This is a genomic window from Alteribacillus sp. YIM 98480, from assembly GCF_009765375.1.
In the GTDB taxonomy this organism is placed as follows: Bacteria; Bacillota; Bacilli; order Bacillales; family Marinococcaceae; genus Alteribacillus.
This window is the reverse complement of sequence record NZ_VTOK01000001.1, coordinates 12885-37332: the sequence shown is the minus strand read 5'-3', so window position 1 is coordinate 37332 and position 24448 is coordinate 12885. Positions and strand designations below refer to the sequence as shown.

Genomic DNA, 24448 nt, shown 5'->3' with positions numbered 1-24448 from the left:
TTTTAACAGTGCCGCCTATCACGTTGAAGTTTAGTATATCCCAGTTGTTAGATGACCCAACTAACCTTTTGAGACAGGCCCATGTTCCAATAACTTATTTGGCGATATCATTTAAGTCTGGCGCCTGTTCAATAACAGAACGGATTTTGTCTCTTTTTTCAAGTAAATATTCTTCTGCTTCTTCTGCTGGCCTATGGTTAACAATGTATGTGTTTGTATTTAAATCCTCTTCATAATCTGGGTTTTCCACAACTTCAGCTACTGCATTATCTAAGGCAGCTGCAAAGTTAGAATCTACGTCTTTTGGCATTAAGAAGAAGAATTCTTTGTCAAACACAAACTCCTCGCCATCAACTGTAATTCCTTGCTCATTAAATGTAGGTACATCAAATCCTTCTACTCTTTCACTCGCTGATACACCCAAAAACTTCATTTTAATCTTATCTTCTACCCCATCTTCCGTGTATTGGTTATTAGCACCAATAGAGCCATGTATGATGTCAGCATTTCCATCCCATAAAGCTTGGTCTTTGTCCTCCTGAGATCCTGTTACGTAAGCATGAATACGATCAGATATTTCAGTTCCAAATTCCTGCTCTACCCATAAGTAGTAAGCATCAAATGTAACTTCTGATACACCACCGGCCTCAACTGCTACGGTGATGGTTTCATCCGGATTTTCTTCTAACCATTCAGCCGATTCAGCCATTGTATCATAAGGAGCGTCTGCACTAGTTAAGAATGCGTTCCCTGGATTGATGGAAACCATTGGACCAATCGTCCAGTTGTCAAGTTCGTCCTTTTCATCAAAACTTCCATATTCTACACCTAAATAAGCCATGTCATGGAAAAACATGATCGTACTGCCATCATCTTTTGCTTTACCCAGTTCGTCAAATGCACGGAGTGCACCAACTGCATCTACTTTCATGTTCGTATCCAAAACTTCTTCTGTATATCTGCTAACAGCATCTGCATTTTGATAGGTATCCCCGCCTGTTGAGGATGAACCGATCAATACTCGAATTCTATTTAAATCAACGCTGGCTTCTTCTCCTCCATTTTGTTCATTGGCTTCTGATGTTTCATCTCCAGAAGATTCTTCAGAACTAGATCCACATGCAGCCAAAATTGCACCTAGAAATGCGATTATTAAGACCATCAACAATTTCTTCATATCAACACCTCTTCTTCTTCCTATTATTAAAATGACAACCCTTACATTTTTGCAAAAATTATGAAATAGTTAATAAAACCCCATAAAAAAACGCTTTCATCAATGGATTTTTTATATAACCTCCCTTTCATATAATAACTTAGATGAAAGGGGGAAGTCCCCCCTTATTTAACAAATACTGTTTTAATAGAGGTAAAGAATTCTTTTGCTGCTTCCCCTTGTTCACGGGAATGGGAGCTTGATTGTTTCATACCTCCAAATGGAGCATGCAGTTCCACACCAGCACTTTCAGCATTGATACGAACAAGACCAGCATCCATTTCATTAATGAAGGAAAGCATCTTTTGAATGTTTGTAGTGAAGATGGATGCACTTAACCCGTACTCTACGTCATTTGCAAGTTCTAAAGCATCTTCAACTGTATCTACTTTCATAAGAGCAAGAACTGGTCCAAAGATTTCTTCTTGAGCAATAGCTGTATCTGATTGGATATCTTCGAAAACAGTTGGTTCCACGAAATAACCTTTATTATGTTCTTCACCAGTGAGTCTATTACCGCCGCAAAGAAGTGTACCTTCTTTTTTTCCTTTTTCAATGTAGGAAAGTACTGTATTTAGCTGTGATTCGCTTGCGCTGGGTCCCATCCAGATTCCATCGTTTAATCCATTACCTACACTAATTTCTTTAACCTTAGCAACAAGTTTTTCTTTAAACTTATCATACACGTCACTTTGTACGATCACACGGCTTGTTGCTGTACATTTTTGGCCAGTGGAACGAAGTCCCCCGCTGATGGTAGCTTCGACAGCAAGGTCAATGTCTGCATCATTTGCAACAATAACAGGGTTTTTACCGCCCATTTCGAGCTGATACTTTGCACCGCGTGCAAGAGCAGCCTGTCCAATTTGCTTACCTACTGTATTAGAACCAGTAAAAGTAATTCCGTTTACGTCAGGATGTTCTGCAAGTCCTTGTCCAATCACAGATCCTGGTCCGGTAACCATATTGACAACACCAGCTGGAATTCCTGCTTCTGCAAAACATTCGAAGATTTTCGCACATGTTACAGCAGCCTCTGAAGCTGGTTTTAGAACTACCGTATTTCCATAAATCAAGGCAGGAGCTGATTTCCAAATCGGAATCGCCACCGGGAAGTTCCAAGGAGTGATAACACCAACAACTCCTAAAGGAGCTCTTGTTGTAAACATTAACGCATCACTGTCAGTGGAAGGAATAACATCTCCAACTTTTCTCATGCCTTCTCCTGCGTAATAACGAAGAATAGCTACACCACGAGCTGTTTCTCCTTTTGCTTCTGGGAAAGTTTTACCCATTTCCCTTGTCATGCATTCTGCAATGTCTTCTATACGGCTTTCAAGAATGTCTGCTGCTTTAAATAGGTATTGGCCTCTTGCAGCACCCGCTAAGTTGTTCCATTCTTTTTTTGCTGATTTTGCAGCTGCTACTGCTTTTTCGAGATCTTCCTTCGAAGATTTTTGCACTTGTCCAACCACATCGTCTGTATTGGCTGGGTTCGTATTTGTCACTACCTCATTTGTGTTAGAAGCAACCCATTCTCCATTTATGTAGTTCAAGAATTTGCTGCTTGTTTCTGTTTGAACTGCCATTATAAATCCCTCCAAATATAGAATTAAATAGATACTTTATTTGATGGATATTTTTCAAGAGCACGAGTTAAAATTTGTTTCAATTCTTCATAATGCTCTTTTTCCACTGGTACAACAGGTGGCCTTACCGTATTTGTTACTGGAAGACCGACAATTTCCATTCCAGCTTTTATTAATGCAACTGCATATCCTTTTCTTTTTCTTCTAATACGATTAATAGGCAAAATAACATTTTCATAGATTTCATTTACGGTCTGTCTATCATCGTTAAGAAGGGCATCGTAGAACTTTCTTGAAATATGCGGAATGTAATTAGAAATCGCTGATGAATAGCATTTGTACCCTAGTGGCAAATAAGCTGGCATCGTCACCTCTGCCATCGGCATACCATTTAACCATCCAAGACGGTCACCAATTTCCTGAGTGAATTCGATGTTCATTTCGATGTTTCCAATACCGTCTTTTAACCCTACAACCTGTGGGAATTCTAGCAATCTTTTTAATGTTTCCAGCTGCAATACTGCATTTGCTCTTTGATAGAGAATAGCATTTAAGTCGGTACTTGTTATGATGGCTCTGTAATATTCGTAAATCCCTTCTTGTTCGCCATCAATCAAGTACGGCGGAAGGATCAAGTATCCATCTGCTCTATATTTTTCTGAAATCTTTGCTTTTTCTAGTGCTTCTGTTAAATTCCCGCCCACTCCGGTATAAAACGGCACTTTGCCATCTACAACAGAAGAGGCTAATTTAACTACGTTTTCGAACTCTTGATTGCTGAGATTATGAAATTCACCGGCACCGCAAGCAATAAAAATTGATTCTAAACCTTCATCAAGTAAAAATTCGATATTTACAGTTAATGCTTTTTCATCAATGTTTCCGTTTTCATCAAACGGCGAAACTGGAAACCCTGATATACCTGTAGGAGACTGTCTGTTCGTCATACTACTAAATCCTTTCCATTATTTATTTTCTTTCTTCTTCAGAGGACGGATAAGTCTGTTTTAGCACCACTCCTCAGTAAATTATTATTTGATCTACCGATGGTATCGCTTTCAAATATTTCATAGACTTCTATATTTATAGTTCAACCTTTATCTTCTAATGGGTCGTATCCGTCCTCTTTTGTTAAATTGTTTTATTTGTTTGATGATTTAAATTGTAAGACAAATAAACATATAAGTCAACGCTTAATTGTAAATTTATTTTTTTGTCCGACAAATAAAATAAATGTCGTCCCTGGAGAAAAAATCGATATAATGTCCGTTTTTGATAATCAAAATAGCACTTATGAAATTAATTCATAATCTTTCTTCTTTTTGTACAGTGCATAATTTTTTTCCTCCCAAACATTCTGGAAAAATACAAGGCAGAAGGTTGAGAAATGTGGTCGAGGTTGGTTTTGATTGATACAAAAATAATTCCAATATCCAGCCACCCAAAAAAAGCTTCTAGAAACAATGGATAAATTCTCTTTATCTATTAAAGCTGTAACTATTTTTGCTTCATCCATCGCATATCTGCCACTAATTCCGTATCAATTGCTCCCTCAAAAACGAAAGGTTCTAAGCGAAAAATTTTTGCAGGGCTTTCTGACAAAACAACCAAAAAACGATTACCATTACGTAACAAAAAAATTAAAAAAGAGACTTCTCAAAAGTTTAGTCGACTAATGAGAAGCTTCCAATAATAATCTTCAATGTTAGCAAGACGTTAGCATGTTGCTAACGCAATCTTTTTGTACTAAAATTTACAAACATTAACGGAAATATGCCCTTCTAAAAAATAACTTCTGCTAAATAAACCACAATAGTAACAGTGATACTGCTGAACAAGGTAGAAACAAGCACTCCTTGTCCTGCATAATCGGGATAGTTGTCATAGATTAATGCAAACAACGCACTGTTCCGGGACATTGGGAAAGAGCTTGCAATAAATAAAGCTTGAGCGATCGTGCCATCCATCCCTAGTATTAATAATATAGACAAGGCTAGGATTGGTGAAAAAACAAGCCGCCCCAACACACTGAGATAAAATATGAAGGTGAAGTTTTTAAGGGCAGGATAAGCAACTTGTGCTCCAAGTGTAAGCAGAGCAAACGCTAGAAAAGCATTTGCTGCATTTTCAAGAGGGGACCATATAAAAGAAGGGATAGAAATATCAAAACGATTAAATAGGAATAGGGGTCTTAAAAAGTTCCTTTAATGCACTTAAATCTGTTTGTTTCGCTGAAGCGGCATTCATTAAACCATATGTATAAGTCAAAATGTTTTGGAACATCATCACAATGATTTGAATAGAAGCACCAATTGGATTGCTTTGAAATACTAATTGACTGACAGGCAGACCAAAGTTTCCGGAGTTGTTTAATACCAAGCTGTTTTTAAAAGTAGAGGTCAATTTACGATCCATTTTTAATAGTCTAGCTATGATATGGGCGATGACAGCAAGTATTACTAACTGCACTGCCAAAAACCCTCCAACTTGTAGTAACAGTCCTCCTTCCATTTCATTTTGGTAAATGTTTGAAAAAATCACAGCCGGCAAAAATATGTATGTTAACATTTTTGAAAGAGTGCTTAAATCGAATTGAAAGATTCTATGTAAGAAAGCACCAATAAATAATAAGAGAAAAACGGGAAATATAATTTGTAATAAGATTTGAAAAAGCAGCTCCATATTATATCACTACTTCTATATTGGTGATTTATGTACCCTTCTATACCTACACATGTCTAAAGAGGAGCACAAACCAATGTTTCGCATGGTTTATGCTCCTTATTTATAGAGGGGTGATTATAAGAAAAAAGTAATTCTATTGTTACTTTTCTTCATTTGATATTTCTTTTAAATGACGAATTGCTTTGCTAAGGAATTCTTCGCCTCCAAAACTTCCTGATTTCAAAACAATTAACAATTCCTTTCCTATGGCAAGACCCGACGGCAATCCTGTTTCAATCTCTTTCAAAACATAGTTTCCTTTTATCCCTAATTCCCTGCAAATCGTTCCTGATGTATCGGCTCCTGCGATAATTAACCTTTTTAAACCAGTATGATCTACTACTTTTTTGGTTATATCAGCGAGGGTCGCCGAAACCAATTTACTAATAGCCAGCTCACCCATACCTAATTTAGAACCCGCTTCTTTTGTTTCTTTAACACTTTCCTCCCTGTTATCTGCTAATACGAGCAAATCTTTTCCGTCACTTATAAGTTGTTGTGCTTGATTTATGATGGCATTCATTTCTTGTTTATTTGATTGATTAAATAGAGCACGTGTATTCAATACTGCAGTTAACTTTAAGGTTATCACGGGCTGGAGCAAGGAGTACAAATAATTGCGGCAAGAACTATAGCAATAGTCATTGGTCTTCCTTTCCTTTATGTATGTTTGCTTATTTGCTTTCACATCTAAAGAACTTTTTTATTTTTTCCATTCACTGTGGTTTTTCCTTCCCTGCTCACTTCTAAAGAAATGAGTACGCCTTTAAACAGTTTAACGAGCGGCTCTAAGATAAAATGGAGATACCTTGAGGGAGCATTAATCCCATAATTACTGTAATAAGTAAAATGACAATAAGAATAACGTGTAAGTATTTAGGGGCGTCGTTTTTTAATTTGTGAATAAAGTAAATTTCTATTAATCCAATACTGCCAAGGCCTAAAAACGCCTTGAATAAGCCTCCCAAGTACACGGGCAGTATTCCAAGCAGCATAAGACCAGTCAGGGCAGCAAACAAATACAGGAGACGAAGCACTTGGTGGAGAATAACTGCTGTTCTATTCTTTTGCCGTGTGTACAAGTGATTGACAATGATACAAAGGAAAATAATTAGAGTAATTGCGCCAAGATGGTAGTGTACAATCATACATACCTCCAAAACCTTCAAGAATATTATTATTTTAACGTTTTTATGGCTAGAAAGAACATGAAAATAGTGACGATTTGTAAAGAATGAGAAAGAATAAGACCAATGTTCTCCAAATTCGAGAAGAAAAATTGGTAATTTTTAATTGACGTTCTCACAGAGTACATATATAATATTTAATCGTAATCATTACGATTTAAGGAGTGTTACAAATGAAAATTTTATTTGCAAAAGGGGTAAGTATATTAGCTATCAGTTCACTGCTAGTAGTTGGGTGCCAGACATCAGATTCAACCGAAGATGAGGCAAGTGAGAATGAAACATCATCATCATCATCCTCATCCGTTTCAGAAGACTCTTCTGAAACGCAAGAGCAAACGTCAGAAAGTCATACACATGAAAGGGAAGACGATCACAATCATGAGCACGATCATAGCCATGCACACGATGAAGAAACAGAACAAATTTATGACGGCTATTTTGAAGACAGCCAAGTGAAGGATCGTTCCCTCTCCGATTGGGAAGGAGACTGGCAATCTGTATATCCATATCTACAGGATGGTACACTCGACGAGGTGTTTGACCATAAAGCGGAACATGAAGGTGACAAGACAGCTGAAGAGTACAAGGAGTATTATAACGAGGGATACCAAACCGATGTTAACCGTATCGTGATTCAAGAGAATACTGTAACCTTCTTCAAAAATGGAGAGGAATCTTCTGGTGAGTATATCTATGATGGTTACGAAATTCTAACCTATGATGCGGGAAATAGAGGAGTAAGATACATATTTAAACTAGAAGAAGAAGCTGAAGGACTTCCTCAATATATTCAATTTAGTGATCATAGTATCTATCCGAATGAAGCTGATCACTACCACCTGTATTGGGGTGACGACCGCGAAGCTTTATTAGATGAAGTGGTAAATTGGCCTACTTACTACCCTTCAGAAATGGGTGGACATGATATTGCCCATGAGATGATGGCGCATTAAATTAGAAGTCACGATGTGACTATTACATTGACAAGTAAGTAGGTCTTAAACGGTTAAGTATAACGTAAATGAGAACCACTCATTATGCAAAGTTATCATAAATAAGATTTTGGGATAAAAGGCCATAACTAAGAGAAAACGACACTCCTTTAGCAGAGTGTCGTTTTCTCATCTACCTACAATTTTTTTATTTCGTAACGCCTTCCACGGTTTCTGTTGGAAACTCCATCTTGTTCCATGCAGCGATCCCGCCAGTTAGTTCCTTTGCAGCTTTTGCTGCTGTATTGCACTAAACATCCCAACAATACAGAACCACCTTTAATTCTCCGATCGAACATCTATTTTTTCTGTAGTAGAAGCGGCTTTTTGGATATCCTTCCTGTTAAATAAATATTTTTTGAACTCCCAGTTTTCATAAAGGTCTAGTTGATCATTATAATGTTGACTGAGCGTTCCATCTTTTTTGATAAAACCTATTTGACCTGGAGGGGTGACATTGTACCCTTGTGGAGCCCTGGGTTTCATTTCGATATAATGGTTTTCGCTGCCTCGATTCATACTAATGATTGGTGTTTCATCCCCTAACCCATGTGGGACACCAATTAAAGATTCTTCCCCAAATGTCATGGTACGAATTGGAGAACGCCAATCCTCCACGGCCGATCCTTTTTCTTGCTGCATTTTGTCAAAAGCCTGGTCAGCACTTTCTAGGATAATTTCTTCAGAATCTTTATCTGCCCAGTCCACATTCGTTTCCTCTTCATTTAGGACCTTATAAGCTAATGTAGCCCCATAACGATGATCAGTGATTTCTTTTGTTAATTCATTTATGAGTCCCAATTCGGCTTCAAATATTTTATCGTGAACAAGCTTCCACCATTCATTAAAGAACGTAGCAATACCCGCATCATACTCCCTATCCTTGTTTACGTCCTCTTCTAGGTTGTTCCACTTTTCCAGTTCTTCTTTCAAGTAGGAATAGTATTCTTGTTCATCTTCGTTTTTCTCCAGTGTTTCTATTAATAATGGCTTAAAGTAGTGGGTACGAAGCTGAGCAAAACTAGCTGTGTAGTTGATTTCATTTAAGTCCTCCAATGTGACTTCATCTCTTGTTTCCATACCCTTGATAAACTGTTGAACTCGATTATCTTGTCCCCAATTAAAGCTTAATTCTCCGTTTGTCCAGTCTTTGGAAGGTTTATTATTCCAATTCACCACATATCCGCTGTCAGGATTGACGGTCTGTGGATTTTCATGGAATGGCAAGAAACCTTCCCACTCATATTCACCGGTTCCTGGTGTTGGGAATCTTGTATCCATTTCATCATTTCTTTTCGGGTATTTCCCGACATGATAGTAACCTATGTTTCCTCTTTTATCGGCATAATACCAATTTAAAGACATCGTAAATTGACTAGCTGCCTCTTCAAATTGATGAATATTTTTTGCCCAATTGGCTTTCATAAACGCCTCTATACTTTGCGTTTCAGTGCCGCGAAAGGAATATGATTTACTGTATGCAACGTTATTTTCCTCGTCTATACTAACAACGGGCCCGTGAACAGTACGATAAAAGCTCTCTTCTACCTTTTTCTTTTCCCCGTTGTCTTGTTGGACATAAAAGGTTTCCGTTCTTTTTTCCATGTCCCTCCACTCACCATTATAACGGTACTGGTGAGGGTTTTCCGGATTTAATTGTTCTTCAAATATGTCGGTTACGTTCCCATAACCTGCCGTTGAACTGAAAGCAAAGAAATTATTCGCACCAAACATGATGAAAGGGTAGCCTATAAAACCAGAGCCTTCCATATCAAACCCTGGAGCATGCAAGCCTACTTCATACAGAAACCCAGGCGCAACGAAACCGACTTGAGGCCCGCTGAATAATAAAGCATTGTCTGTTGCTGATTTGTCAGGGCTTACAATTGCCGCATTACTGCCAATTTTTAAAGGTAGACCAAGCTCTTCTGATGATTCTACAAAGTCTTTTCTTTCTGTCTCCACATCTTCGGCAGCACGTATTACTCCTGGTGAAATCTCCTGCATGGAACTAGAAATCACATTGTTGTCTGCGTTCATTTTACTGCCTTGGATACTAGTAGGGGCTTTCGGATCGTTTTCCCAAATTAAATCATCAAACATTTTTTTCGCCTGATCTTTTCCATATTCATTTTCCAATGTCTTTAAAATCTCAGCATTTGTTAACTCTTGGTGGCTATCCATGAAATAGGTCATGGAAGCCATATAGACGCGCACCACATCTACAGCAGTCCAATCTTCAGGCAGAAAGTTATAGTCATGAAACTCTTTGGATAACTTCTCGTCGGGAGCTTGTAGAGCTTCTTGTATGTACATTGTAATTCCGTCAGCAAATTGTTCAATTAACTCTCTTGTTTTTGGTTCCAAGATCGCAATCATATCCTTAACTTCTGCGTCCGTATAACCATCCCGCCTGCTTTGCTGATCCCTGAGAAAGTATTCCTCACCAAAAATTTCTGACGCTGTTCCTTCATTCCCGCGCTTAAACATTTCCAACTGAAAGAGACGATCCTTCGCCATCACGTACCCATATGACTTATACAAATCCTCTTTGTTTTTAGCATAAAGATGAGGAACACCGTACTCGTCCCGTATGACCTCCACTTCACCTACGCTCTCAGATTTCTCAGCAGCCTCGTGACGATCTTCTTGATCTGGCAGGCTAAAGGACGATGAATCCTTTGCCTGTACCCCCATCACGGGAAGCATCATAAGTCCAGTGATTAATAAACACACCAATTTCCTCATATTTTCCTCCATTCATATCTTAGACTTACATTTATACGAAGAGCAGCGTGAAACTACGTTGCTTTTTCTCCATCACTGATTTGAACCTAAAAACCTATTTCCTGCTGAAGCTAATTTAAGTCTTTTTTGTTTACAAAATAACTGTTTAATCATGAAGTATCCCCCTTCATCTGCATCTAAAATTAGTGGAATCCATAAATATTTTTATCCCCTTTAATACTTTCACCTAACTTACGAAGCCTTAATGTAACCATTTAAATAATATTCTAACAATTCATATACTTTATCATATATTATTAACTATATAATTTCAACCTAACCCATGACGAACAAACAAAGGGACCATCCCTTCATTTTAGGATGGCCCCTAGAAAGCAATTTTTCATCATCATGTAAAAAAGTTGATATTTAATAGGGATATTAAACTTAAACTATAATGTAACTTTTTGTCCTCTATCATAAAACGCTGGCCGCTTAGGCATCGAGATCGGCTCAATCTGTCCTGTTCTTTTTGCTTCAACACAAGCATCCGAAGTTACGGCTACAACATAACCATCCCAAGCTGACGGACCATTTACTAATCCTTTTTTCGTTGAATCAATCCATTCTTGAAATTCAACATTAAATGCATCATTGAACTACCACCACCTTAGCTAACGCTTGAAGTGATGGATTCCTGCGAACACTCTCGTAACCGAAAGTAATTTTAGCAGGCTAACTCCGCAGTCCCTGCGGTATATACTCATCGTTCGTACGTTGAACTCAACCTCCCTGCCTACTGCTTGGTTTTCGCGTTTTCTACGCATTTCTAATTCAACTTTTTTTCAGAAACCATATCTGTTGTTTCTAGTTCAACTTTTTTTCCAGCGAACCATATCTTTTCAATTTCTTCAAGTGATTTATTCTTTGTTTCTGGAACAAATTTCAATACAAAGAAAAAGGCGAAAGTGCTAATAAGACCGTAAATGATAAAAGCTCCTGTACCTAAAGCATCATTTAGTGGCGGAAATGTAGATGAAGCTGCTAAATTAGCCCCCCATACTAAAGTGACAGCAATAGCAACCGCTTGGCCTCTAATCTTAGTAGGGAACAATTCCGAGATTACAACCCAGGCAACTGGTCCCCAAGTCATCTGAAATACAGCTACAAATCCTAAAATAAATATCAGTGTACTAATTCCTTGGATACCCAAAAAGAAAAGTGACGCTACTGCAAGTAAACAAATGGCACATCCTGCCGAACCAAAAAGCAGTAAGAACTTTCTTCCTTGTCTATCAATGAGTCTTACAGCTATTAATGAAACAACAACACCTATAGCTCCAACAAGTATAGTTTGAAACATTGATGTTGACTGATCAGCACCAAGAGTTGCAAAGATCCGCGGCGCATAATACATAATAATATTTATGCCTATAAATTGTTGTAAAACAGCCAATGTCATACCTACGACCAAAACTAGTTTTCCATAATAGAAAATGTTTACTTTTTCTGTTTGAGTATTTAATGAATGTTTAATTTGTTGAAGGGTTTCGCTAGCTATTTGTTTCGATCCATTTATCTTTTCTAATAAATTATATGCTTTATCATAGTCACGTTTAAGGGCCATATATCTAGGTGTTTCCGGAATAAATAAGAGAAGGAAGAAAAATAATGCAGCTGGGATCAATTCTGAAGCAAACATATACCTCCATCCAATTTCATTAATCCACTCACTGGACCTGCCTACAGATATGCGCCAGTTGACAACATATACTACAGTTTGCCCAAATACAACAGCCATATTATATAAGACTACCAATCTCCCTCTGATATTCTGAGGACTCATTTCACTAATATACATTGGTGCTATGGCTGAAGCTAAACCTACACCAATACCACCTAATATTCTATAAATATTAAAAGTAACCAACAATGAAAAATTAGGTTCACCTACAGTGAAGAATATTAACTCTGGGTAAGCTGAGCCTAGAGCTGATAGAAAAAATAAAACAGCAGCAATAATTAGTGCATTACGTCGTCCTATTCTATTGGACAACAATCCAGAAATTAATGCCCCTATAATACATCCTGCCAATGCACTAGATACAGTAAGACCATGAACAAACGAACTTAACCCTAAACTTTCCACTAAGTATAATTGTACGGATTGTTCTGCCCCTGCAATAACCGCTGTATCATAACCGAACAGAAGTCCACCTAAAGAAGCTACTGCTGCTATAAATAAAATATAATATAGTTGGCTATTTAGTTTCATAAATTTATTCCTCCTTTATTAAATGAAAAGTTATTTTCGTACACATAGTAGAAAAGGGGAAGAGCACGTCTTTATGCACCCTTGAGCATTTCTCCAGCGGGCAGTAACCATTTCTTACGACTGCTCCGTTTGACTTTCGTGCGGGTACTAAATTAATTTGAGCACTAATTAAGAACAGATAAGTATTTGTAATCGTTTTCAAAAGCATATAAAAAAATATGTCGATAGTGTATAATAATTTTTTAATTTCTCTCATCTTTTGCTGGGTATGATACATAGTCTTGTCTAATTCTCTTGTTGCCTAATAGGTTCACCTCCCATCCAAAATTAAGAAAAACTCATTCAATACGGGGTTAGGACTTTACAAAATACTCATCTAGGCCTTACTGCAGGTACGTACTTAAACTGAGTGCCTTCTCAGTATATGTGCTGTTTACGTAATCCCCTATATTCGTCTGGATCCTCATTAAGGGTGGAATATATAATTGGGATCCACTCTTATCCCACCATGTTCTTTCGGTGTCATAAGGCCCTCTTCCCAATAAGACCAAACGACTTCATTCCATTGCTAATTATCAAATGTAATCGTTTTCCTTTTTCTATTTTAAAATCATTGATGTCTAAAATAAACTAAGTTGAAATACTAACTTACCTATTAAGAACGAAAAATGATCTCCTATGAGGGAGCCAAAAGGTATGTGATACTGTATATATTTCTTTAACTATTGTATAAACGCTTTCTCACAAGCTCAGTTCCTTTTCTAAATATATTTAAATTGTAAGAAATAACAGACAATTTGTATTTGAATTATAAAGACATCATTTTGTATTTTAAAGACATAGAACAAAATAATACCTATCATTCTTTACAGCAAATATGTGATGTGGAATATACTAGAACCATAAGATTATCTTTCATTACATAAGAATGTTTTTCAATCTTTTCCTTATTAATCAATTGGAGCAGCAAGTTCATCGCTTTTTGGCCATTTTTGTATCATGGCTAATCAATGGAAGTCAGGCTGCCTTTAAGCAAAAGAGACAGCCTTAATTTTTCGTAAAGTAACGTGAAAATTTACAATACTATTCAAAATCTACCCATACTGCGCCTTGATCAGCAGAGCGTACACAATTTTCAACCCAGCGAACACCCTCAAGCCCAGCGTCAATATCCGGATACACCAAATTTTTCAATGTTTCCTCATCACCACGATCTTTAGCATCAATGGCAGCAGCAAACTTAAGATAAATATTGGCCCAAGACTCCGATAACCCTTCAGCATGTAATGCGCCTAATCGTTCATCTCTATTACAGCTCTCATCTAAATATGGCATGGCACGTACCAGCGTTTGGGAAGGCTCCCCTTGAATTTCATATATTAATTCATTTGGTCTGCTATCCCACCACTCTAAACTTGCCTTTGACCCTACGATACGAATTCTTTGAGCATCCATACATCCAGCGTTTATAGATGAAGTCCACATCGTTCCGACTGCTCCATTATCATAATGCATCAGAACGTGAGCATTGTCCTCTAATGGTGCACGGCTTCCAACAAAACTTTGACGGTCGCATAATAATTTTTCAATTTTCATATGAGGTAAAATTAGTTGAGACATGTAATATGTGTGAGTGGACAGATCCCCTAGAACAAAACTTGGTCCCGCAACTTTTGGGTCAACGCGCCATTTTTGTGCATCATTTTTTTGGTCTCCCTCATCCGTTGCACAGAAACCATGGGTGTATTGTAAATCCACTACACGTACATCTCCTATTTTTCCTTGCTCAATCATTGCACGCATTTGCAGGAGCAGCTGATGGCCGGAAAAACCATATGTCACACCGACAATTTTTCCTTTTTCCTCTGCTAACTCCTTGATAAACTGTGCTTCTTCAGTAGTAAAAAACAATGGTTTTTCACAAATAACGTGCAGGTCAGCTTCTAATGCAGCTTTGCAAATGTCATAATGCGTTGCATTAGGAGTAGCGATAGAGACAACATCAATACCATCCTCCCTATTCGCTTCTTCAGCAAACATGGTCTGATAATCAGAATAGCATCGATTCTCAGGAACACCGATGTTAACACCAAAATCCTTGCCTCTTTCAGCGTCGATATCAAACGCACCTGCCACTAATTCAAAAGCTGTGTTATCTCGAAGTGCTCCAGTGCGATGTTTGTACCCCACTTGACCAGTACGTCCACCTCCAACCATGGCCCAACGTAGTGGTCTTGAAATCAATCTTTCCCCATTTAGCATAGTAAATTCCTCTCTTTCTTCATATGAACAAGTTTAACTTTTGAGTATTGGAAATTTTCTATCTAAAGATTTTTAATTAGTAATCAGTTCTTTTTCTTTAAAAGTTCTAGGTAAGGATTCTTTTAAAACATTCATTGATTTTTCCACACCAGTAAAAGGATCCATTGTTAAATCTTCCATTTCAAGAACAATTGGTCCCTCATAACCACTCATCTTAACGACTGTAAAGAATTCTTTCCAAAAGCCAATATCATGACCGTGACCGAGCGCTACATAGTTCCATGAGCGGGTGGTAAACCTTTCCATAGGCTTCACGTCAATAAGGCCATGAATATCATTTACTCCTCTTTCGATTCTTACATCTTTCGCATGAACATGATACATCGCATGACCTAATTCTCTTGCAGCTGCAATAGGATCTCCACCCATCCAAAATAAGTGACTTGGATCAAAATTCATTCCAATCATGTTATCGATTTCATTTCTTAATTTAAAAAGTGTCTCAGGATTATGAACTAAATTAAACCCTAGATTTTCAATCGCGATCTTTTTAACACCATACTCTTTCGCAACTTTAACGGCCTTCTCCCAATAAGGAAAAGCGACTTCATTCCATTGCCAATCTAGTGTCTCAAAGTGCGGGGGCAATATTGGATGAGTAATCCAGTTCGGTGTCACATCATCCGGCCCGCCGCTCGGGCAACCAGACATCATAACGACCGTTTCAACTCCTAATAACCCTGCCAACTTAAAAGTTTTCTCAACAACTGCTTTGTGAGCTTCTCCACGTTCTGTGGGTTCCAATTGATTACCCGAACAGTTTAAAGCGGCGATTTCCAATCCTCTTTTTTGGATTTCATCTAAAAATTCCTGACGTTTCGGTGCACTTTCTAACAAACCATCTAAATCAACATGCGGTGCGTTTGACCAATTCCCACAACCAAACTCTAATGTTTCGATTCCTTGGTTGACACAGGTATCGAGCATTTCTTCAAAAGTCATGTAGTCCAAAATATCAGTGACTAGACCCGTTTTCATCATGGCCATCCCTCCGTAAGGCAATTTCATTTCCCCAAGAAAACGATCATCCTTTTTTATAGCTCCCAATCGTCTTTGTAATCGTTTTCTTTCAGATGTAAAAAATGTTTTTTCATTAACTTATACCTAAATTGTAAGAGAATTAAAAACACATGTATTTGAAATATGATGACTCTATTTTGGATTTTGAGGCCATATTGCAAAGTGATTCAATGAACCTTAGAAAAATGTGAAATCAATTACAAAGTTACTATACGTGAACAATCGTTCTTCATTTTTATAGTAACGATTTATACTATGAAGACTAGATTATCATTTGCTAATTCTTAATAGATGACGTCATTAAAAAATCGATAAAAGAATCAATATTCTGTGAAGTCCTTCGTTTTTAAGTTGGAATAAAGTGAACGGAAACGCCCTGGGGGATTACGCATTTTAGAAGTAAATACACGAGTAAAATAATGAACCTCCGAAAAACCGCTTTCTTCAGCAATCTCACTAATGGATAAGCTTGTTGATTTAAGCAGTATTGCCGCCCTTTCTATCCTTTCATTTTGTACAAAATCAGAGTAACTTACCCCCATCTCAGATACAAATAGACGTGACAAATGTCTTCTGGATATATGGAAATGTTCGGCTATATCGTTCATTTTTAATGAATCTGATAGATTATCACGGATATAAATGATGACCTGTTTGAGAATTTGGGAAGAAGGTGCAGGTAAATGTACCGATTCTTCCTTCTTAAAAATAGGTACAAAAAAATGAATAATAGAAAAAATGAGGTTCCCTGCTAAGTTTGTTAGTGCCTCTTTTAACAAATCATGTTTCGGCTTTGTCGCTTGGATGAGTAAAGATTTCCATAGTAGTACAGGAACCGTGTCCTCATTTACTTCAAAGATTATTTTTGGGCATTGCTTTGCATTCTCTAGGATCGTTATCCATTCATCACTTGATTCTGGTTCAACCAATTGAAATGCGACATATAAAAGGAATAATCCTCGTTCACTTTTTATTTGATGCGAAACACCTGGTCTAGAAAGAAATATTGTCTGTTCTTGAAGCGGGTAGACGTCGTTTCCATCGATATAAGTCCCTTCTCCTTCTACGACATAACACACTTCAAAAAAAGAATGTTTATGACGAAGCGTATTATAATGATTAGGCATCCCTCCCCAATAGTGGATGTTAAAAACAGCCCCGTTCTGCTCTAAACGATGAACATATTCATTCAAAAAGATTTTTCCAGATACAAAATTTCTTAGTGCCAAAAAATCACTCCCTACCATATAATTGTAATTGCCATCTAAGAGAAGCACCATTACTCATATATAGCGCCGAAAGTGGTAAACCTACGATATTGAGTACCTGCCAGTTATGTGCATGACGATTCTTGATTACCTATCAGAATATCAAATAAATTCATAAATACAAACTCTCTTTTTAAGTATAGATAAAACAAAAAAATACTCAAACAAAGTATAAAGTTTGCTCATGTGCTTCTGTTTCGTCCAATTTCCATTTTGTAACTGTTCAAGCCTTTTAACAAGAAGCTGCAGTTTCCCCATGCTAAACTTTAAATTCATAAATAAGCTTCGTTTACTTTAGAAATTGGTCCAGATTCAAGAACAGGGAAAAGAAGGCAGAAACAAAGAAGTGGATTCACCACTAAATCGGATGTGTAGGGGCAGTGACTGGATTTCTATATGAGTTAAAACACGGAAATTATGTAGAGGAACAAAACTTTCTGTTCAAAAACTTTGCCATCCAATAATTGAGAACAGAATGAGGCGTTTATTAATGTTGGCCGGCTTAAACAAAGAACTCACTACCCACTTTTTTTATTCCCAGAAGCTAAGGTGGCATGAGAGGATATTATGAACCGTCTTGGCCGCTCAGATGACAAAACAATCAGAGGAAGTACGGTCACGTCACAAAAGAAATGAAAAAGAGGCTTCTCAAAAGTTTGGTCAACTATGAGAAGCCTCCAATAATATCTTCAAACAGGAGATTATATATCAAGGGGATTGAGCGGATCTCGGACTATAACTGCAACGTCCCATAGCTTTTTGAATATCCTCGATATTAGTATTCTCTTACGCAACTCACATTGTCCTAATGTCAATTACAAACCGATACTTAACATCTGAAGCTAAAACTCGTTCGTAGGCTTCGTCAATTTTGTCGGCTGAAATAACTTCAATTTTAGGAACAATATTATGTTTTGCACAAAAATCCAACATTTCCTGAGTCTCACGGATGCCTCCAATCATTGACCCTGCAAAGGAACGGCGATGAGGAATAAGAGAGAACACGTTTACGGACAATGGCTCTGCAGGCGCACCAACATTTACTAGAGTTCCATCCAACGTCAACAACGAGAAATAAGCATTAATGTCAATTTCGGCGCTTACCGTATTAATGATGAGGTCAAAAGTGCCAGCAAGTTTCTCGAATGTATCTGGATCACTGGTGGCATAGTAGTTGTCTGCACCGAATTGCAAGCCATCGTCTTTTTTATTTAATGTTTGTGAAAGAACGGTAACTTCTGCACCCATGGCGTTTGCAATCTTGACAGCCATATGACCAAGACCGCCCATGCCCACAACAGCTACTTTCTTACCTGGTCCAGCCTCCCAATGATTTAGTGGAGAATATGTCGTAATACCTGCGCAAAGTAATGGTGCTGCAACATCAAGCTCTATTCTATCAGGAATTTTCAGTACAAAATCTTCCTGTACGACAATGTGGGTAGAATATCCACCTTGAGTGGGCTCGCCGTATTTGTCAACACCTGCGTAGGTAGGGACGTTTCCTTTAAGACAGTATTGCTCTTCTCCTTTACGGCAGTTCTCACATTCACCGCAGGAATCAACCATACATCCGACCCCTACCCGGTCACCAACCTTATACTTTGTTACCTCGGCTCCAACATCAGTCACTATTCCCGCAATCTCATGTCCAGGCACGAGAGGATAGTTTACCTCACCCCATTCGCCGTGAGCAGTATGGATGTCTGAATGACATATCCCTGCATATTTAATTTCAATCAGAACATCATGAAAATCAAGATCGCGTCTTTTAATTTCCACAGCTCGAAAGGGTTTTTCCGGACCGTTAACAGCTCTTGCTTTAGCAGTTATCATTCCTAAAACCTCCTATCAAAATTTATAATTTTCAAGAGAAAATGCTGGTATGAGGTAAATGCATCACTCAAATTAAACTTCCCATCATTCATTTCTATTCTTATTTTTTCTCTTGCAAAACCATGTTAATCCTTATAGTTAACTCTAGGTCAAGTGATTAAATTATTTCTTTAGAAGATCTTTACGGCCGTTAGTTCCAAATCATCTATCAATCTAGCCTATAGCTATTTTAAAGAACAAGTATGCCTCTATTAAACCGGACCGATTTTTTACTATCTTCTAAAGACTTTGACTTTCAGCAACTGCCATGCTAATATCCCCATACAACAATAGAGTTAACTCGAGGTCTATAATATTAAGAAAGGGTGATAAATGTTGAAGACGTATTCTATCAGCGAAGTTGCAAAAGAATTGAATCTTACAGCATATACTTTACGTTACTACGACAAGGAGGGACTTATGCCTTTTGTGGAACGGACGGCCAGCCGAACACGATTGTTTAAAGAATCAGATATCGAAGCTTTAAAAGTTATTGAATGTCTGAAATCCACCGGGATGCCTATTAAGGAGATTAAACATTTCATTGATTGGTGTTCTGATGGGGATTCCACGTTGCAGCAAAGGTATGAGATGTTTATAGAACGTAAAGCTACGGTGGAATCTCAACTTGAAGAACTAAACAAGACAATGGAACTCATCAAGCATAAATGCTGGTACTACAAGACGGCATTGGAAGCTGGAACGGAAGATATTCATAAAAACGAAAAAATAGAAATTCCTACTACTAATTAACAAAGCACCACCGGTAATTCATAAATGTGTGCATGAATTACCGGTGGTGCTTTTTGTACCGTTTACTAATGATTACATAACTAAATCGAACTAAAAACCTCCCATCAAATGTCTTCTCTACATTGTTTAAATATTTATGTGTAGCAAAACAACAAATTTTTGACATTCCTAGAACTGGACCAGATAAGGACAATCTTAGCGAGAAAGAATTATTATTAGAATCAATTTCATAATTGCTTGTTTTAATAAGAAAAGCGCAAGCGCCTTGCTCACGAGCGACAAGTCCTGGAGAGGCTGCATATGGAAAGCTGATCTTTGCTTTCCATTGACGGACCGAAGGAATCTCGAGCGAGTAGGCGCTTGCGCTAGACATGTAAAACGCCAAAAATTTATGCTTTCTTCCCTTTTTAAAAAGACGAATGCTAATCTATTTGTTCGTTCGTAAAAATTTTTATTTTGTTATATGGTGCTCAAGGCAAACAACTCCTTATTGAATATTCGCTCCCTTTACTAGAATTAGTATAAATAATATTTGAACACCCCATTAAGTTTTCTAATAGTAAATAAATTTTATATATAATTATTCTTTCCAATAAAGTGACTTTGACGAATGAAAAAATTCATTAAAACAATAATAGGAAGGAACTTGTTATGCTGGAAGGAGTAAATTTGATGAAAAGATTTTTGTTTACGTCATTAATTTTAGTATTTATGCTAAACATGCTGCCTGGGGCAATTAGTGTCACTGCTAACACACAAGAACAATGTATTAGTCAATCAGAGGTGAAGTTCAAAAATGAATTCAGGAGACTTTGGATTGATCATGTATTGTGGACCAGTAATTATATTACAAGTGCAACAACAGCAGGAGCGGAGGATCAAGAACAAGTTCTATCAAGACTTCTGAGAAATCAGGATGATATAGGAAATGCTGTGAAACCGGTATACGGAGAAGACGCAGGGAACAAACTTACAGATTTGCCCAAAGAACATATTGTTATTGCTGGCAAAATCGTAGATGCCGCTAAAAATGGAAACGAAGACATGGTAAATCAGCTAAACAAAGAATGGTATAGAAATGCTGATGATATAGCGGCGTTCCTTAGTGGTGCCAACCCAAATTTCAAAAATGAAGATTTAAAAAAATTGCTGTATATGCATTTAGAATTGGTAACAGATGACTTATTAGCAAGCTTAGAAAAAAAATGGGATGAAAGAATTGTTGCGATTGATGAAGGGATTACACATATAATCTTAATGGCAGATGCTATATCTGAGGGAGTTGTGAAACAGTTTCCAGAGAAGTTTAAAAAATAATCTTGAGAGAGGGGCTGTATCAAAAGGTTATAAAAAATGACGCTTTGATACAGCCCCTTCAACTTTTTGATAAAACTCCAAAGCCGGATCAATTAAAGGGCTGATGACATCAAAGCCTTCCGAATGGAGTTCAATTTTATTCAACTGTTCGGTATTGGCATATCTTTTCAGCTTAGAGATGGAACCATCTAATGTGTCACCAAAGGGGTACCCTGCCTCTTCTGCAAATCTGACCGCATGAACAACTTCTTTTTGCTCGACCAGATCAAAAAATAATGGAACTCCGGCAAACTGAGTCAGCTATAATGGGAACACTGCTTGCACACAAAGCATTAATATAACGGTAAATACTCCGGATATGAGTCTCCAATTTTTCCGCTAATTGCTTCGCTGTCATCTGTTTTTCTGTTTTCATATAGCAAGCATGTTGTCTGCTTTAGACATTTTGTTATATTCCTTTTAAGGATAATCTCCACTTCATTATTTGGATCAGCTCTTTCTGATTCAGTATTTTGTTACACAAAATCCTTATTCTTACGCATATGAAAAGGTCGGAAATATATAAGCGCAGCATATCGGTGTACCCACACAAAAGACATTAATTTATGATGAACTTCAATTTGAAATTGATACTAATCAAAGTTAATTCCTAAATTTATATTAATTGTCATATATTGGAGCACTGCTTTAATTATTATTGATATACAAAACGACTATTTTCCAATTCTGATGTCACCATTCAGGATCTTGGGTTAGAAGAAGAGAACTTTTTAACCTTTAAGATCGGCATAAAAGAAGATGCTTTTTATAGAGGAGAGATTAATTTTTTTGGGAAGGAGTTTGGGGATCACCCGCAGGATATTAAACTAAAAGTAGACTATTCCTAATAATTTAAGAATGTAAAGTTATACCTCTACCCATTGGTTTAAAAGGTGTGATTTTATATTTTTTCATTCTAATTTAGTTTTCTAGAGAAGTGTTTTATTATATGACTAACTTTTCTCTAAAACAAAAGACCCAATCCCTAAGATTGAAATTGAGTCTTTACTTCACTAGTAATTATAATCTTGTTCAGGTAAATCATCTTATATGACCCATCAGCTTCTACAATAGACCCATCCGCAATAAGCTTCAGGTATTGTTTGATAGCTAAATAAGCTTATTTAGTCAGTCACCGTTAGATTTTTAAACCTAATACACATGGTTCATAGCTGGTATCAGACATCCTTCTCATTTCAAACAGATTGACGAGAGCTTGATACATGATCGTCTAAAGAGAAATTCACATCCCCCATGGCTCTATCTGCATTTAGCATGGGTAAATTAAGAATATTCACCTGTCTGAGCCTATCCTCAATCTGTTTACTATTAGAGCCAAGTTGACGAATATTATTGAGCGCTCCCTCTGTGGTTAATACTTCCATTTCGTAACAAATGGTTAATAATAACCCCTCATGATTGATTTGTTACTTAAATACCTGTTTAACTGTGACTTAGTTTCCTTCACCACATACTCTTTGTTTCTTTTTATTTTCATGTGTTAAAATTATTTTGACACTGGATGAATCCTTCTGTTTGCAAGTTTTTTGGTCGAAGCTGGCATACGAAGATGGGTTCATTCAGGTCATTCTCACTATCTTTTTCATTAGAAGTGAGTTACCTCTCCATATGAATACATGTAATCCCACCTTAGAAATTTCCTTGTGTGAGCCACTATTTGTATACGCTTACAAAGAAGCTTTTTTCTGGCTCATGCCTTTATCGTTCGTAACGAAAGTCGTTTCTTTTGCTCCCTTCCAGTACTCTTCAATTTCTTCGAGTGTCTTTCCTTTTGTTTCCGGAACTAATTTCCAGACAAAAATGAAAGAAAGAATACACATTATACCATAAAAGCTATAAGCCACTCCTGCTCCTACTTCCAGTAAAGAAGGGAATGTCGATGATATTAGTAAATTACTTCCCCAGTTAGCAACCACTGTTATAGCCATCACTTGCCCTCTTATTTTATTAGGGAAAAGCTCAGAAGCCAGCACCCAAACAAGTGGACCAAAAGATAAATTATAAAAAGCTACATACACTAAAATAAATAGCAAAGCACCTAACCCCATCGATTCCACAAACGATAAAGCTGCTATTCCAAACATCCCTACAGCCATTCCAACTGAGCCTATAAGAAGCAAGGGCTTTCTTCCCAACTTCTCTACAAGTGTCAGCGCTATCAATACAAAAATAAAGTTTACTACTCCAATGAGGATCGTTTGCAGCATGGAGCTATCTGCCGCTGCTCCCATATTAGCGAATATACGCGGAGCATAGTAGAGAATTACGTTAATCCCTACAAACTGTTGTGCAGCAGCTAATAAAATACCGACTAAAACAACCAATTTTCCATATGAAAAAGTATTGGTTTTAGAAGGGTTACGAGTGTCCACTGTTTGTTTTATTTCTTGATAAATGGCTTTTGCTGCATCTTTTGATCCGTTCACTTTCGTTAAGATGTTTATTGCTTTTTCATCTTTATTCTTCATTATTAAATAACGTGGAGTTTCAGGTACTAGAAATAGAAGACCAAAGAATAATAATGCTGGAATTGCTTCGGAGGCAAACATGTATCTCCAACCAATATCTTGGATCCAGCTAAGACTTTGCCCGGCAGCGATTCTCCAGTTCACAATATAAACAACCAGCATTCCAAATATGATAGCTAGATTATTTAAGGTGACTAATTTTCCCCTAACGTTTGCTGGAGATGTTTCACTAATATATAATGGTCCTAATCCGGAAGCCAACCCAACGCCTATACCACCAATAATTCTATAGATGTTAAACATAATGAAAAGACCAATCGTTGGGTCACCTTTTGTAAAGAATAAAAATTCGGGGTAGCTTGAAAGTACGGCGGAAATAAAAAATAAAACAGCCGCAACGATAAGAGAATTCCTGCGGCCTATTCGATTCGAAAGTACCCCACTAATTAACCCGCCTATAATACAGCCAATAAGAGCACTAGACACAGTTAAACCCTGGAATAATGTACTTAAACCAAGACTATCTATAAAGTAGACTTCTAATGACTGCTCTGCACCGGAAATCACAGCTGTATCGTAACCAAATAAAAGTCCACCCAGTGCGGCAACTATAGACAGAAATATGATATATCTCATATTTTGCTGGTTCATC

The 24448-nt window shown here is 37.3% G+C and carries 21 protein-coding genes and 1 pseudogene; 4 read left to right on the top strand and 18 right to left on the bottom strand.

Features of this window, described 5'->3' with window-relative positions:
- Window positions 1–94: 94 nt before the first annotated feature.
- From FZF09_RS00160 to FZF09_RS00130, 8 genes are all read right to left on the bottom strand, one after another.
- Window positions 95–1177, bottom strand: coding sequence for a tripartite tricarboxylate transporter substrate-binding protein (locus FZF09_RS00160; protein ID WP_158734554.1), 1083 nt, complete (start codon window positions 1175–1177; stop codon window positions 95–97).
- A gap of 164 nt (window positions 1178–1341) precedes the next feature.
- Entirely contained in the window at window positions 1342–2805 is a 1464-nt protein-coding gene (gene gucD / locus FZF09_RS00155; RefSeq protein ID WP_158734553.1) for an alpha-ketoglutaric semialdehyde dehydrogenase GucD, read from the bottom strand.
- Window positions 2806–2828: 23 nt separating this feature from the next.
- Window positions 2829–3752 (bottom strand): 5-dehydro-4-deoxyglucarate dehydratase, encoded by a 924-nt coding sequence (kdgD, locus tag FZF09_RS00150; protein ID WP_158734552.1) that lies wholly within the window; start codon window positions 3750–3752, stop codon window positions 2829–2831.
- Between the two features lie 344 nt (window positions 3753–4096).
- Window positions 4097–4321: a hypothetical protein gene (locus tag FZF09_RS00145; RefSeq protein WP_158734551.1), complete on the bottom strand. Its 225-nt coding sequence runs from the start codon at window positions 4319–4321 to the stop codon at window positions 4097–4099.
- Window positions 4322–4586: 265 nt separating this feature from the next.
- Window positions 4587–4949 (bottom strand): AEC family transporter, encoded by a 363-nt coding sequence (locus FZF09_RS23260; RefSeq protein ID WP_370514411.1) that lies wholly within the window; start codon window positions 4947–4949, stop codon window positions 4587–4589.
- Window positions 4950–4977: 28 nt separating this feature from the next.
- Window positions 4978–5487, bottom strand: coding sequence for an AEC family transporter (locus FZF09_RS23255; protein WP_370514405.1), 510 nt, complete (start codon window positions 5485–5487; stop codon window positions 4978–4980).
- A 142-nt stretch (window positions 5488–5629) separates the two neighbouring features.
- Window positions 5630–6094: a nucleotide-binding domain containing protein gene (locus FZF09_RS00135; RefSeq protein ID WP_199256736.1), complete on the bottom strand. Its 465-nt coding sequence runs from the start codon at window positions 6092–6094 to the stop codon at window positions 5630–5632.
- Window positions 6095–6317: 223 nt separating this feature from the next.
- Window positions 6318–6677, bottom strand: coding sequence for a DUF1516 family protein (locus FZF09_RS00130; RefSeq protein ID WP_158734550.1), 360 nt, complete (start codon window positions 6675–6677; stop codon window positions 6318–6320).
- Window positions 6678–6889: 212 nt separating this feature from the next.
- Between FZF09_RS00130 and FZF09_RS00125 the strand changes: the two genes are divergently transcribed.
- Complete coding sequence (locus tag FZF09_RS00125; RefSeq protein WP_158734549.1) at window positions 6890–7672, top strand: ZinT family metal-binding protein; 783 nt, start codon at window positions 6890–6892, stop codon at window positions 7670–7672.
- A gap of 318 nt (window positions 7673–7990) precedes the next feature.
- On the opposite strand, the gene FZF09_RS00120 is transcribed toward FZF09_RS00125, so the two are convergent.
- The 6 genes and pseudogenes from FZF09_RS00120 to FZF09_RS00100 form a co-directional block, all read right to left on the bottom strand.
- Window positions 7991–10459 (bottom strand): penicillin acylase family protein, encoded by a 2469-nt coding sequence (locus FZF09_RS00120; protein WP_158734548.1) that lies wholly within the window; start codon window positions 10457–10459, stop codon window positions 7991–7993.
- 431 nt (window positions 10460–10890) lie between these two features.
- Window positions 10891–11085, bottom strand: a pseudogene (locus FZF09_RS23250) (inositol 2-dehydrogenase); the annotation flags it as partial.
- A gap of 182 nt (window positions 11086–11267) precedes the next feature.
- Window positions 11268–12713: a sugar porter family MFS transporter gene (locus FZF09_RS00115; RefSeq protein WP_158734547.1), complete on the bottom strand. Its 1446-nt coding sequence runs from the start codon at window positions 12711–12713 to the stop codon at window positions 11268–11270.
- A 1083-nt stretch (window positions 12714–13796) separates the two neighbouring features.
- Window positions 13797–14975, bottom strand: a complete 1179-nt coding sequence (locus tag FZF09_RS00110; protein WP_158734546.1) for a Gfo/Idh/MocA family protein — start codon at window positions 14973–14975, stop codon at window positions 13797–13799.
- Between the two features lie 72 nt (window positions 14976–15047).
- Entirely contained in the window at window positions 15048–16013 is a 966-nt protein-coding gene (locus FZF09_RS00105) for a sugar phosphate isomerase/epimerase family protein (RefSeq protein ID WP_199256743.1), read from the bottom strand.
- Window positions 16014–16375: 362 nt separating this feature from the next.
- The gene (locus tag FZF09_RS00100; protein WP_158734544.1) at window positions 16376–17284 is read right to left on the bottom strand and encodes an AraC family transcriptional regulator; all 909 of its coding nucleotides are present in this window, start codon (window positions 17282–17284) and stop codon (window positions 16376–16378) included.
- A 339-nt stretch (window positions 17285–17623) separates the two neighbouring features.
- Between FZF09_RS00100 and FZF09_RS23245 the strand changes: the two genes are divergently transcribed.
- The gene (locus FZF09_RS23245; RefSeq protein ID WP_158734990.1) at window positions 17624–17698 is read left to right on the top strand and encodes an Arm DNA-binding domain-containing protein; all 75 of its coding nucleotides are present in this window, start codon (window positions 17624–17626) and stop codon (window positions 17696–17698) included.
- A 420-nt stretch (window positions 17699–18118) separates the two neighbouring features.
- On the opposite strand, the gene FZF09_RS00090 is transcribed toward FZF09_RS23245, so the two are convergent.
- Window positions 18119–19159 (bottom strand): NAD(P)-dependent alcohol dehydrogenase, encoded by a 1041-nt coding sequence (locus FZF09_RS00090; RefSeq protein WP_158734543.1) that lies wholly within the window; start codon window positions 19157–19159, stop codon window positions 18119–18121.
- 375 nt (window positions 19160–19534) lie between these two features.
- Between FZF09_RS00090 and FZF09_RS00085 the strand changes: the two genes are divergently transcribed.
- Complete coding sequence (locus tag FZF09_RS00085) at window positions 19535–19951, top strand: MerR family transcriptional regulator (protein ID WP_158734989.1); 417 nt, start codon at window positions 19535–19537, stop codon at window positions 19949–19951.
- 37 nt (window positions 19952–19988) lie between these two features.
- Here FZF09_RS00085 and FZF09_RS00080 read toward each other — a convergent pair whose 3' ends face one another.
- Window positions 19989–20324 carry a hypothetical protein gene (locus FZF09_RS00080; protein ID WP_158734542.1) on the bottom strand — a complete coding sequence of 112 codons (336 nt, stop codon included), beginning with the start codon at window positions 20322–20324 and terminating at the stop codon, window positions 19989–19991.
- Window positions 20325–20623: 299 nt separating this feature from the next.
- On the opposite strand from FZF09_RS00080, the gene FZF09_RS00075 reads away from it, so the two are divergent.
- Window positions 20624–21268 carry a glycosyltransferase gene (locus FZF09_RS00075; RefSeq protein ID WP_158734541.1) on the top strand — a complete coding sequence of 215 codons (645 nt, stop codon included), beginning with the start codon at window positions 20624–20626 and terminating at the stop codon, window positions 21266–21268.
- Window positions 21269–21533: 265 nt separating this feature from the next.
- On the opposite strand, the gene FZF09_RS22720 is transcribed toward FZF09_RS00075, so the two are convergent.
- On the bottom strand, window positions 21534–21665 hold the full coding sequence (locus tag FZF09_RS22720) for an HTH domain-containing protein (RefSeq protein WP_233269379.1): 132 nt from the start codon (window positions 21663–21665) through the stop codon (window positions 21534–21536).
- Between the two features lie 1330 nt (window positions 21666–22995).
- Window positions 22996–24447, bottom strand: a complete 1452-nt coding sequence (xylE, locus tag FZF09_RS00065; RefSeq protein ID WP_158734540.1) for a D-xylose transporter XylE — start codon at window positions 24445–24447, stop codon at window positions 22996–22998.
- Window position 24448: the final 1 nt, after the last annotated feature.